Annotated in this window: 10 protein-coding genes; 9 read left to right on the forward strand and 1 reads right to left on the reverse strand. The window is 49.6% G+C overall.

What is annotated here, in order from left to right:
- Window positions 1-37 precede the first annotated feature (37 nt).
- The 5 genes from DW743_RS03695 to DW743_RS03715 all read left to right on the forward strand — a co-directional run bounded on the left by DW743_RS03695 (window position 38) and on the right by DW743_RS03715 (window position 6124).
- On the forward strand, window positions 38-1012 hold the full coding sequence (locus DW743_RS03695) for a MurR/RpiR family transcriptional regulator (protein ID WP_022462335.1): 975 nt from the start codon (window positions 38-40) through the stop codon (window positions 1010-1012).
- Window positions 1009-2256, forward strand: a complete 1248-nt coding sequence (locus tag DW743_RS03700) for an NAD(P)/FAD-dependent oxidoreductase (protein ID WP_022462336.1) — start codon at window positions 1009-1011, stop codon at window positions 2254-2256. The genes DW743_RS03695 and DW743_RS03700 overlap by 4 nt, the downstream gene beginning before the upstream one ends.
- 44 nt (window positions 2257-2300) lie before the next feature.
- Entirely contained in the window at window positions 2301-2966 is a 666-nt protein-coding gene (gene cmk / locus DW743_RS03705) for a (d)CMP kinase (protein ID WP_022462337.1), read from the forward strand.
- 32 nt (window positions 2967-2998) lie between these two features.
- A complete protein-coding gene (locus DW743_RS03710) occupies window positions 2999-4900 on the forward strand; it encodes a bifunctional 4-hydroxy-3-methylbut-2-enyl diphosphate reductase/30S ribosomal protein S1 (RefSeq protein WP_055226380.1) in 1902 nt (633 codons plus the stop codon).
- Between the two features lie 147 nt (window positions 4901-5047).
- Window positions 5048-6124 carry a putative ABC transporter permease gene (locus DW743_RS03715; RefSeq protein ID WP_055226378.1) on the forward strand — a complete coding sequence of 359 codons (1077 nt, stop codon included), beginning with the start codon at window positions 5048-5050 and terminating at the stop codon, window positions 6122-6124.
- A gap of 64 nt (window positions 6125-6188) precedes the next feature.
- Here the strand turns inward: DW743_RS03715 and DW743_RS03720 are convergent, their stop codons facing one another.
- Window positions 6189-7277, reverse strand: coding sequence for a ribonuclease H-like domain-containing protein (locus DW743_RS03720; RefSeq protein WP_117760326.1), 1089 nt, complete (start codon window positions 7275-7277; stop codon window positions 6189-6191).
- Between the two features lie 172 nt (window positions 7278-7449).
- On the opposite strand from DW743_RS03720, the gene ruvA reads away from it, so the two are divergent.
- The 4 genes from ruvA to DW743_RS03740 all read left to right on the forward strand — a co-directional run bounded on the left by ruvA (window position 7450) and on the right by DW743_RS03740 (window position 11948).
- Entirely contained in the window at window positions 7450-8064 is a 615-nt protein-coding gene (gene ruvA / locus DW743_RS03725; protein ID WP_022461906.1) for a Holliday junction branch migration protein RuvA, read from the forward strand.
- Window positions 8065-8104: 40 nt separating this feature from the next.
- Window positions 8105-9115, forward strand: a complete 1011-nt coding sequence (gene ruvB / locus DW743_RS03730) for a Holliday junction branch migration DNA helicase RuvB (RefSeq protein ID WP_117760325.1) — start codon at window positions 8105-8107, stop codon at window positions 9113-9115.
- A 130-nt stretch (window positions 9116-9245) separates the two neighbouring features.
- On the forward strand, window positions 9246-9677 hold the full coding sequence (locus tag DW743_RS03735) for a cell division protein ZapA (RefSeq protein ID WP_022461904.1): 432 nt from the start codon (window positions 9246-9248) through the stop codon (window positions 9675-9677).
- Window positions 9678-9734: 57 nt separating this feature from the next.
- Window positions 9735-11948, forward strand: coding sequence for a U32 family peptidase (locus DW743_RS03740; protein ID WP_117760324.1), 2214 nt, complete (start codon window positions 9735-9737; stop codon window positions 11946-11948).
- The last annotated feature ends 25 nt before the right edge of the window (window positions 11949-11973 follow it).

Here is an 11973-nt window from a genome sequence, read left to right on the forward strand (position 1 = left end):
TTTGCAGATCGGAAAAACAAATCAGGAAGAAAATAACATGAAAAAAGAAAAAGAACAGTCTTCTTCAGAAGAGCAGAAGGCAGCGAACGAGAATCTCCTCATTCGTCTGAATCAAAATTACGGAAAGTTGAGCAAAGGACAGAAGAGGCTGGCAGATTTTATTACGGCACATTATGACCAGGCCGTATCGATGACGGCAGCGCGCCTGGGACAGCAGGTCGGCGTCAGCGAATCGACAACGGTTCGCTTTGCGATGCAGCTTGGCTACGCGGGATATCCGGAGTTCCAGCGCGCACTGGAGGAGATGGTGATGAATCGTCTGAATTCAGTGCAGCGGATGCAGTTTACGTATGGCCGCGTGCCGCAGGGAGAAATTCTGGAGACCGTCCTGCAGTCGGATATTGAAAAAATCAAGATGACGCTGGAAGAAGTGGACCGGAGCGCCTTTGAGCGCGCTGCGGATACGATTCTTTCTGCGCGGACAATCTACATTGTCGGCATTCGGAGCTGCGCGCCGCTTGCGAGCTTTCTGGCGTTCTATCTCCATATGATTTTCCCGGATGTGCGCCAGGTACAGACAAACAGTTCCAGCGAGATTTTCGAGCAGATGATCCGCATCACGGAGGATGATGTGGTGATCGGCATCAGCTTCCCGCGGTATTCGATGCGTACGATGAAGGCACTGGAATTTGCGAACAGCCGCAAAGCGAAGGTAATTACGATCACAGACAGTGTGCATTCACCGATGAATGTTTATGCAGCCTGTACGCTGATTGCCAAGAGCGATATGGCATCGATCGTCGATTCTCTGGTGGCCCCTTTGAGTGTAATCAATGCGCTTGTCGTGGCGCTCTGCATGAAACGCCAGGCGGATGTGAAAAAGACACTTGAGAGCATGGAAAAACTGTGGGATGAGTACCAGGTTTACAGCAACGATGAAATCAACGGGCTGGACGATGCACGTCCCATGGGCGGAAAAAAGGCAGCTCTGCCGGTAAAGGAGAAAGCATGAGAAAAGCAGCAGTAATCGGCGGAGGCGCCGCCGGAATGATGACCGCCGTGCTTGCCGCCGGCGAAAAGACAGAGATTCATCTCTATGAAAAAAATGAAAAGCTGGGAAAGAAGCTGTTTATCACAGGAAAGGGCCGCTGCAATGTGACAAACGACTGCCCGACAGAAGAGTTCTTCACGAATGTGGTGACAAACCCGAAATTTCTGTACAGCTCCGCCTACAGCTTTGACAGCGCCCAGGTGCAGGAGTTTTTCGAAGCGGCAGGTGTCCGCTTAAAAGTGGAGCGCGGAAACCGTGTATTCCCGGAGTCAGATCACTCCTCGGATATTATCCGCGCGCTGGAGACGGAACTGAAACGGAAAAATGTGCAGGTGCATAAGAATACAAAAGTAAAAGAGCTTCTTTTCGAAGGAGACCGCGTGAAAGGAATCCGCCTGGAAAACGGGAAAGAGCTTTTTTACGATGATGTCGTTGTCGCAACCGGCGGTATGTCGTACCAGACGACGGGGTCGGATGGAGACGGCTACCGTTTCGCAGAAGAGGCAGGACTTGCCGTCACTCCGCTCCGCCCGGCGCTGGTGCCGCTGGAAACAGAGGAAGCGTACATCCGTGAGCTGCAGGGACTCTCCCTGAAAAATGTGACGATGACGATTAAAAACGGCAAAAAGACGCTGTTCGATGGATTCGGCGAGATGCTGTTTACACATTTTGGAATTTCCGGCCCGCTGGGGCTTTCTGCGAGCTCCTACATCGGAAAAGCACTGGAACAGCAGCCGCTGAAAGGATATCTGAACCTGAAGCCGGCACTCACGGAAGAACAGCTGGATGCGCGGATCCTGCGTGAATTTGAAGAAAACCGAAACAAACAGTTCCGCAACGTGATCAACAGTCTGTTCCCGGCGAAACTGCTTCCGGTGATGCTCTCTCTTGGCGGGATCGACCCGTACAAACAGGTCAATGCCGTATCGAAAGCGGAGCGTCAGCACTTTGAAGAGCTGATCACGCATTTCCCGTTTACAGTAACCGGAACACGGGGCTTCCGTGAAGCAATTATCACACAGGGTGGTGTTTCCGTGAAAGAGATCCGTCCGGGCACGATGGAGGCAAAGAAAAAAGAAGGTCTGTACTTCGTAGGAGAAGTGCTCGATCTCGATGCACTGACCGGCGGCTTCAATCTGCAGATTGCCTGGGCAAGTGCCCACGCTGCAGCCGAAGAGATCCGGGCAAAGGAAGAACAGGAATAAAATATGGATCACAGATTTTAGAATTTTCAGGAGGAAGAGAGAAGATGAGATTTAATCTTGCAATTGACGGACCGGCAGGCGCTGGCAAAAGTACAATCGCAAAACGTGTGGCAAAGGAGCTTTCGTTTGTCTACGTTGATACAGGAGCAATGTACCGTGCCATGGGCATCTATTTTTCGGATCTTGGCATTGCACCGGAAGAGCAGGAAAAAATTGAGGCAGCCTGCAAAGATGTGAAAATTTCCATTTCCTACGAAAACGGAGAGCAGCAGGTTTATTTAAACGGCGTCAATGTCACCGGAAGACTGCGCACCGAGGAGGCTGGAAAGATGGCATCCGCGACAAGCGCCTATCTGGAAGTACGAAAAAAACTCGTGGAGCTGCAGCAGGAGATGGCGGAGAATACGGATCTTGTGATGGACGGCCGCGATATCGGAACTGCCGTTCTGCCGAACGCACCGTTGAAAGTCTATCTGACAGCAAGTGCCCATGTCCGCGCACTGCGCCGCTGGAAAGAGCTGACCGAAAAGGGACAGACAGCCGATCTTGCGAAAATCGAGGAAGATATCAATGAGCGTGATTATCAGGACATGCACAGAGAGCATTCCCCGCTGGTACAGGCAGAAGACGCCGTACTCGTTGACAGCTCTGAAATGACGATCGATGAGGTTGTGGAAAAGATCTTAAGCCTTGCCCGCGAGCGCATGTAAACGCGGCAGAGAAAAGAGGAGAAGAAAAACAGATGGAAGTAACTGTTGCAAAAAGTGCAGGCTTCTGCTTCGGCGTCAAACGGGCGGTCGATACGGTATACCGTGAAATTGAGAGCGGTGAAAAGCCGGTCTACACCTTCGGGCCGATTATTCACAACGAACAGGTTGTGGAGGATCTCGAAAACCGCGGTGTGCAGGTGATCCTTTCGGAAGATGAACTAGAGGGGCTTTCTGGCGGAACCGTTGTGATCCGTTCCCATGGCGTATCGCGTGATGTCTGCGAAAAGATCGAAGCGCGCGGCATGAAAATTGTAGATGCGACATGTCCGTTCGTCAAGAAGATCCACCGGATTGTGGATGAAGAGGGAAGAAAAGGCCGCCATGTTGTTATCATCGGAAGCGCGGATCATCCGGAGGTGCAGGGCATCATGGGATGGGCGAGCGGCCCGGTTACCGTGATCCATACCTCCGAAGAAGCAGAGCAGTTTGTGCCGGAAAACGGAAAACCAATATCTATTGTGGCACAGACGACATTTAATTACAACAAATTTAAAGATTTAGTTGAAATTTTTTTGAAAAAGAGTTATGATAGTACTGTTTTAAAGACTATCTGCAACGCTACCGAGGAAAGACAGACGGAAGCGAGAGCAATTGCCAGGAAGGTTGATGCCATGTTTGTCGTGGGAGGCAGACATAGTTCAAACACGCAAAAGCTGTATGAGATATGTAAAGAAGAATGTAAAAATACTTACTTTATAGAGACACTCGTTGATTTGGAATCTAAGCCTTTTCAATCATTTGGTCGCGTAGGTATTACAGCTGGGGCATCCACCCCGAATAAAATAATTGAGGAGGTTCAAAAAATGTCAGAAATGAGTTTTGAACAAATGCTGGATGAATCATTTAAAACAATCAGAAACGGAGAAGTCGTTGAGGGTACTGTAATCGATGTCAAAGACGATCAGATTATCCTGAATATCGGATACAAAGCCGATGGTATTCTTACCAAAAACGAATATTCCAACGATTCTTCCATCGATCTTCACACCGTTGCACAGCCAGGTGACAAAATGGAAGTCAAAGTTCTGAAAGTAAATGATGGAGAGGGACAGGTCCTTCTTACTTACAAGAGACTTGCTGCTGAAAAAGGCAACAAGAGACTCGAGGAAGCATTCGAGAATCATGAAGTTCTGAAAGCAAAAGTAACACAGGTACTGAACGGAGGATTATCCGTAGTTGTTGAGGAGACCAGAGTATTCATTCCGGCCAGCCTTGTATCTGATGTATATGAAAAAGATCTGTCTAAATATGCAGATCAGGAAATTGAATTCGTTATTACCGAGTTCAACCCGAGAAGAAGACGCATCATCGGTGACCGCAAACAGCTCATCGTTGCTGAGAAGAAGAAACTGCAGGAAGAACTGTTCGCACGCATCGCAGTTGGCGATGTTGTAGAGGGAACTGTTAAGAATGTTACCGATTTCGGCGCATTCATCGATCTGGGCGGAGCTGACGGACTGCTTCACATCTCTGAGATGTCCTGGGGCCGCGTAGAGAACCCGAAAAAAGTATTCAAAGTTGGTGAGACTGTAAAAGTTCTGATCAAAGACATCAACGGCGACAAGATTGCTCTTTCCTTAAAATTCCCGGAAGAGAATCCGTGGCTGAACGCTGCTGACAAATACGCTGTAGGCAACGTAGTAGAAGGCTGTGTTGCCCGTATGACTGACTTTGGTGCATTCGTTGAGCTTGAGCCGGGCGTAGATGCTCTGCTTCATGTTTCCCAGATTTCCAGAGAGCATGTTGAGAAACCGTCTGATGCACTGAAAATCGGACAGGAAATCACTGCAAAAGTAGTTGATTTCAACGAGGAAGACAAAAAAATCTCTCTGAGCATGAAAGCTCTGGAAAACGAAGAGCCAGTAGAAGAGTAAGAATAATTTAACTTGCAGGTGCTGCAGTTGGATGATTAGAATGCCGTAGACAACCGGGTTTCCTGAACAGACAGGAAACCTGTTGCCTGCGGTATTTTCTTATCATCCTGTTTTTGGCACCAGAAAAGAAAAAGGGGATGAAAGTTTATGTGGGAGACGAAGATTCTGGGTGTGGATCTGTACCACGTTCTAGCATGGTTCTGGCTGTACAGCTTCTGCGGATGGATCTGGGAGAGTTCCTATGTATCGATCCGGCAGAAAAAACTGGTCAACCGCGGTTTTGTCAATGGTCCGCTGCTGACACTGTACGGCACCGGCGCTGTTATGGTATACTTGATCCTGCGCCCGTTTGAAGCGAACGTCTGGGCACTGTATTTCGGAGGTGTCATTGTAGCGACGGTTCTGGAATATGTAACCGGCGTGCTGATGGAGACCATTTTTCATGCGCACTGGTGGGACTACAGCAATCAGAAGTTTAATTTTCAGGGAAAGATCTGCCTCAGCAGTTCGATTGCCTGGGGATTCTTTACACTGGGGCTGTTCTATATTCTGCAGCCGATTGCCGTGAAAGTAGTGAATCTTGTTTCGGATACTACAGGAGAGATCATTGTTTCCGTTGTTACCGTCTGCTATCTGGTAGATTTTGGATTTTCCGCAGCCGCAGCATTCCAGCTGGGACAGAAGATGCGCAGTCTGGAGAAAACGTGGGGAGAATTTCTGAAATATCTGCAGAAATCCCGCTTTAACCAGCTTGCCGAGGAGATGAATGCGAAAGTACAGCAGTATCGTGCAGAGTATTCCAGAGATAAGATGAAAGAATATCTGGCCGAGAAGCGCCAGACACTGTCTGAGGCAATGGAGCAGATGCAGAAGCTGGAGAAGGAGCGGAAAGAAGCCGAGGGAAGAAGAAATCCGCTTTTCGAGTCGAAGAACCGCCTGATGGAGTTCGGAGCAGAGCAGAAGGAACGCCTGACCGAGTTCGGAGCAGAGCAGAAAGAACGGTTTGCGGCACTTGGATTTGATGTGCGCAGTGATAAGATGCCGGATCTTAAAGAGCTGCTGGAGCGCTTTGACCAGATGACAAAACCGCAGCTTCCGACCAACTGGCTGATGCGCCTGACAACGAAACGTTATCTGCGCGCCTATCCGCATCTGCAGGGAACGCATCATGCTTCTCTGAAAAAGGAAGAAAAAAAGGTAGAAGAGAAAGAAGAGAAAAAATAAAGGACTGCTTGGAAAGGACAGTCCCGGAAAAACGGCCGTGCATGCAAAAACGTGTACGGCTGTTTTATTTTCTGGTTTTGCTATCGCCTTTGAAAAAGAGCTGAAGCTCGGAGCAGAGATACTCTTTCAGGAGATCTTCCTGCGAAAGAAAGGCATCGGACCACTCAAAATAGTAAGGGCGGCTTTTGAAATCCTCGCGGAAGGCCGGGGTGAAAAACGCTTCCTGCTGCGGAAGAAATGTACCGGTCCGCCGCTGATAGCAGTTGGCAGCCTTTGCTTTCTGACGGTGTTCCGGATCGACAAACGCGCCAACGCTCTTGTGAACAGCCTGATCCTCCAGCGGAAGATAATAGTAATTCTTATAGTCCGGGAAGAAATATTTCAGCTCCGCCGTATGCGTCTGCAGGGAGAGAGAAACCCGTGAACCAAAGGCTGTAAGAGAACCATCCGCGCAGACACGGGAGAGGAAAACTGGAACTTCCCGCTCGGGCTGCAGTGAAACTTCCAGTGTCTGTCCGGTAAAACGACACGACTGGACAGAAAAATCGCCGTGAAACAGGGCAGGAAGCGCGAGCAGTTCCAGAACAGAACCCATGCCGAGGACATCCTCATAATTGTGAAGGAAAAGCAGTTCCAGTTTCTTTTCATCCAGTGTCTGAAGATAGTCGTGGTAAACCGAAATCAACTGTTTTCCGTTAAGCTGATCCTTCCGTGGGAATGAGAGATACTGTTCCACATTTTTCTGTTTCATTGAAGAAAGTCCCAGGATTGACTGAAACGGGCGGAGTGCCTGATAAAGATCCAGGGATGCGATTGACGAAAGCGGATCTTCCATCTGATAAAACAGTGCTTTGTGTGTGAGGTAAGGAAGATCAAATGCCGTTCCATTAAAATGCACCAGCCGCTTCACGTCGGAAAGAAACGTGAAAAAAGAGACAAGCATCTCTTTTTCTTCGGTCGGTCGATCAAGAAACCACTGGCGCAGTGTGAAAGTATCCGCGGCCGGGTCAAAGAACAGCGCACCAATCAGATAGAGATGCGAGGTACGCCAGGAAAGGCCGGTCGTCTCAATATCGAAAAAGACATCGCCGTTTCTCAGATACATCTGAAGAGCGGCAGAGAGAGCAGCGGGGGTAGAATCTATGATCTGCATAAGGTTTTTTGTCTCCTTTGAAAAACTTTTTTGAATCTAAAGATATTATAAGACGAAAAAATCTGACATGCAAGAAAGACAGCGACTAATCGTTGCGTGATGAGAAAAGTTCTGCTATAATAGAATGTGCGTTCGCTTTCGAAAAAAGAAAACGGCGCTTTGGAGGAAAAACATGATTGCATTTATCAAAGGAACTGTAGATTCTCTTTCGGAAGGAAAAATGATTCTCGAAAGCCATGGAATCGGCTACGAGCTGAATATTCCAGCGAGTATGTTCGACGCAGGCATCCGGGAGGGAGAAGAGTTAAAGATATATACTCATATGAGTGTGCGGGAAGACGGAATTTCCCTATTCGGCTTTCTGTCCCGCGAAGATCTTGAAATATACCGTATGCTGATCGGCGTAAGCGGCATCGGACCAAAAGCGGCGCTTGCGGTGCTGTCCACGCTTACTGCAGACAATCTGCGCTTTGCCGTCCTCTCGGAAGATGTCCAGGCAATTGCCAAAACACCGGGCATCGGAAAGAAGACCGCGCAGAAGCTGATTCTGGAATTAAAAGACAAATTCGACCTGCAGGAAGCGTTCGAGCAGAAGCTGGCAGGAAATCAGGCGGCTGCGGCGGTACGGCAGGCAGGCGAACCGGATGCCTTCCAGGATGCGGTACAGGCGCTGACTGCGCTTGGCTACTCCGGAACGGAAGCACTGCAGGCAGTAAAGAAAGTCGAAATCACCGAAGGCATGGACAGCGAGGCTGTGCTGAAAGCGGCATTGAAGCATATGTTTTAGCAGATGGTCCTAAATTGTGGAAGAAGGAAACCTTATAACGATGGAAAGAAGAATTATCACAACTGACGTTCTCGAGGAGGACGTGAAAATCGAAGGTTCGCTCCGTCCCCAGCGCCTGGACGACTACATCGGACAGGAAAAGACGAAAAAGAACCTGAAAGTATATATTGAAGCAGCAAAACAGCGAAGTGATGTTCTCGATCATGTGCTGTTTTACGGCCCTCCGGGACTTGGAAAAACAACGCTGGCGGGCATCATTGCAAATGAGATGGGAACCCATATGAAGGTAACGAGCGGCCCGGCGATCGAAAAACCGGGTGAGATGGCAGCGATCCTCAACAATCTGCAGGAGGGCGACGTCCTGTTTGTTGATGAGATCCACCGCCTGAACCGCCAGGTCGAGGAGGTTCTTTATCCAGCGATGGAGGATTTTGCGATTGATATCATGATCGGAAAAGGCTCTTCGGCGCGCTCGATCCGCCTGGATCTGCCGAAATTTACGCTGGTCGGCGCAACAACGCGTGCAGGTCTTTTGACTGCCCCGCTCCGCGACCGGTTCGGTGTCATCCACCATCTGGAATTTTACACGGAGGAAGAATTGGCCAATATTATCCTGCACTCCTCAAAAGTACTGAATGTGGAGGTGGACCCGCAGGGAGCGCTTGAGATGGCGCGCCGTTCCAGGGGAACACCGCGTCTGGCAAACCGGATTTTAAAGCGTGTCCGCGACTTTGCCCAGGTGAAATACGATGGAAGAATCACAAAAGAGGTCGCATCGTTTGCCCTCGATCTGCTGGAAGTAGACCGTTACGGACTGGATCAGACTGACCGGCTGCTTCTTACCACCATTATGGAAAAGTTCCAGGGCGGTCCGGTGGGACTCGATACCCTGGCAGCATCGATTGGAGAAGATGCCGGCACCATCGAGGATGTCTACGAGCCGTTCCTGATCAAATCCGGATTTATCAACCGCACTCCGCGCGGAAGAGTGGCAACGGAATTTGCCTGGCACCACCTGGGGCTGGAGGCACCGCGTAAGATCGAAGAGTAAAAGCCCTGAATCTTTCATTTTCTGTTGCTTTTTGCAGAAAAAGGTTGTTTTTCTTCCATTTTCGGTATATGATAGGTTATATTAGCCGGGAGTTTGGTCCGGTTAAATTCAGTGGAGGAAAAGCAAAAGAATGGCTGTAAAAAATACAACACAGGTTTTAATAGATGGAAAAATTATCACACTGGGAGGTTATGAGAGCCCGGAATATCTGCAGAAAGTAGCTGCTTATCTGAATCAGAAGATCAGCGAACTTTCCCAGTCAGCCGGATACAACCGCCTGTCGGTGGATACGAAGCACACACTGCTTGCACTGAACATTGCAGACGACTATTTCAAAGCAAAAAGCCAGGTCGATACCCTCGAAGAGGATATGGAAGCCAAAGACCGGGAAACCTATGATATGAAGCACGATCTGATCGCAGCGGAAATCCAGGCCGGCGATCTGAAAAAAGAACTGGAAGAGAAACGAATCGAGCTGGAACATGTGCGCGGCGAGAGGGAAGAACTGCAGCGGCAGCTTGATAAGGCAAATAAGGATCTGGAAGATTTATTAAAAGCGTAAAAGAAGGAAAAACGGGGGATTGCGGAACAGGTAATCGCCCGTTTTTAGGAGATAAAGATGAAGACAGAATTATTAGCACCAGCCGGTTCGATGGAAGCGTTAAAAGCAGCAGTTTCCGCCGGTGCGGATGCCGTCTATCTCGGCGGAGCCGCATTCGGCGCAAGAGCGTATGCAAAAAATCTGGATGAGCAGGAGATTCTCTCAGCCATCGATTACGTCCATCTGCGGAACCGGAAACTGTATCTGACGGTCAACACCCTCTTAAAAGAGGAGGAACTGGAAGAGAAACTGTATCCGTATCTGCGTCTGTACTATGAGCAGGGACTGGATGCCGTGATTGTCCAGGATATGGGCGTTTTAAAGGCGGTCCGCTCCTGGTTCCCGGATCTCGACATTCATGCGAGCACACAGATGACAGTGACAGGATCTGCGGGAGCGCGTTTCCTGGAGAGCCTTGGCGCAACGCGTGTGGTACCGGCCCGTGAGCTTTCGTTTGCGGAGATCCAGAAAATCCACCGGACGACCAACCTTGAAATTGAATGCTTCGTCCACGGGGCGCTCTGCTACTGCTATTCGGGACAGTGCCTTTTTTCCAGCCTGATCGGCGGAAGAAGCGGAAACCGCGGAAGATGCGCGCAGCCGTGCCGTCTGCCGTACGAAGCGTACGATAAAGACAACCACCGCATGGGGGAGCCGGGCGACCGCTATCCGTTAAGCCCGAAGGATATGTGTACGGTAGAACTGCTGCCGGAGATTGTAAAATCCGGAATTATGTCCCTCAAAATCGAAGGCAGAATGAAAAAGCCGGAGTATACAGCGGGCGTTGTCAGCATTTACCGCAAATACCTCGATCTGTACGAAAAAAAGCCGTCTCGTTTCCACGTTCTGCCGGAGGACATGAAAAAGCTGTATGAGCTGTATAACCGTGACGGTTTCAACAAAAGCTATTATACCGTAAGAAACGGACGCGATATGATGGCGCTGAAGAACGAAAAAGAGCAGGAAAATAAAAAGAAACAGCGCAGAAATGAGCAGCTCTTTTATGAGATCCAGAGAGATTATATCGAGACTGAGGCAAAAGAGCCGATTTCCGGCTTTCTGACCCTGTATCCGGGCCAGCCGGCGTTCTTAAGTGCAGAAAGCGGAAAATACAGCGTAACAGCAGAGGCGGGCATGGTAGAACCGGCAAAGAAGCAGCCGCTGACCGAGGAACGCGTAAAAACACAGCTGGAAAAGACAGGCGAGACACCATTCTATTTCAAAGAACTCGATGTCTGTATGGATGACAACTGTTTCGTGCCGATGCAGACGTTAAACGAGCTGCGGAGAGGCGTTTCAGACCAGCTGGTGAAAGAGATGACAGAGCCATACCGCAGAAAAGCAGCGGAAAAGCCGGAACAGGAAGCAAAAGCATCTGGAAAACCGGACCAGGAGAGCAGGGCAGAAAAGAAAATGGAGCTGACCGCATCTGCCGAGACGAGAGCCCAGTGGAATGCACTGCTCGAGATTCCGGAGATCACGACGATCTACGCCGGCATGGGATGCTTCAAACGGGAAATCTTCGAAGAGCAGGCGGAAAAAGGCATCCTGCAGGCGAAAGAACTGGGAAAACAGGTTTATCTGATGCTGCCGCACGTTGTGCGTGAAGGCGATCTGAAGGAATACCGCGACACGTTCCGCTGTCTGAAGGAGATCGGTCTTGGCGGTTTCCTGATCCGCAATCTCGAAAGCTTTTCGTTTTTGAAAGAGATGGGAATGGAAAAGGATATCCGGCTCGATTACAGCGTTTACACGTACAACAGCCGTGCGCAGGCATTCTGGCAGGAGCAGGGCGTGCAGCGTGATACCGTTCCGTATGAGCTGAACGAGCGGGAAATCGGAAAACGTGACAATACGAACAGCGAAATGGTGGTCTACGGCTACCTTCCGATGATGGTTTCCGCCCAGTGTGTCCAGAAGAACCTGAACGGCTGCAATCACAGTTATTCTCTGGTACGCTTAAAAGACCGGATGGGAAAATACTTCCCGGTGAAGAGTTACTGCACCTCGTGCTACAGTGTGATCTACAACAGCCTTCCGCTCGGCCTGGTAAAAGAAGCCGATGAGATCCGGTCCATGCATCCGGCTGCGGTGCGGCTGAATTTTACCATCGAGACACTGGAGGAGACAAAAGAAATCGCCGCTGCGTTTGCTGGAACGTACTGTAAAGGAATCGCAGTTCCGGCCGAACAGGAATATACCAAAGGCCATTTCCGCCGGAAAGTAGAGTAAACGGTGAGAAAAAAATAAGGGGAAT

The sequence above is a fragment of the Blautia sp. AM28-27 genome (assembly GCF_003480905.1).
In the GTDB taxonomy this organism is placed as follows: Bacteria; Bacillota; Clostridia; order Lachnospirales; family Lachnospiraceae; genus Fusicatenibacter; species Fusicatenibacter saccharivorans.

Bases quoted from the DNA above. Each gene is read 5' to 3' on its own strand.
- DW743_RS03695 (WP_022462335.1), top strand. From the start codon at position 38: ATGAAAAAAGAAAAAGAACAGTCTTCTTCAGAAGAGCAGAAGGCAGCG.
- DW743_RS03700 (WP_022462336.1), top strand. From the start codon at position 1,009: ATGAGAAAAGCAGCAGTAATCGGCGGAGGCGCCGCCGGAATGATGACC.
- cmk (WP_022462337.1), top strand. From the start codon at position 2,301: ATGAGATTTAATCTTGCAATTGACGGACCGGCAGGCGCTGGCAAAAGT.
- DW743_RS03710 (WP_055226380.1), top strand. From the start codon at position 2,999: ATGGAAGTAACTGTTGCAAAAAGTGCAGGCTTCTGCTTCGGCGTCAAA.
- DW743_RS03715 (WP_055226378.1), top strand. From the start codon at position 5,048: ATGTGGGAGACGAAGATTCTGGGTGTGGATCTGTACCACGTTCTAGCA.
- DW743_RS03720 (WP_117760326.1), bottom strand. From the start codon at position 7,277: ATGCAGATCATAGATTCTACCCCCGCTGCTCTCTCTGCCGCTCTTCAG.
- ruvA (WP_022461906.1), top strand. From the start codon at position 7,450: ATGATTGCATTTATCAAAGGAACTGTAGATTCTCTTTCGGAAGGAAAA.
- ruvB (WP_117760325.1), top strand. From the start codon at position 8,105: ATGGAAAGAAGAATTATCACAACTGACGTTCTCGAGGAGGACGTGAAA.
- DW743_RS03735 (WP_022461904.1), top strand. From the start codon at position 9,246: ATGGCTGTAAAAAATACAACACAGGTTTTAATAGATGGAAAAATTATC.
- DW743_RS03740 (WP_117760324.1), top strand. From the start codon at position 9,735: ATGAAGACAGAATTATTAGCACCAGCCGGTTCGATGGAAGCGTTAAAA.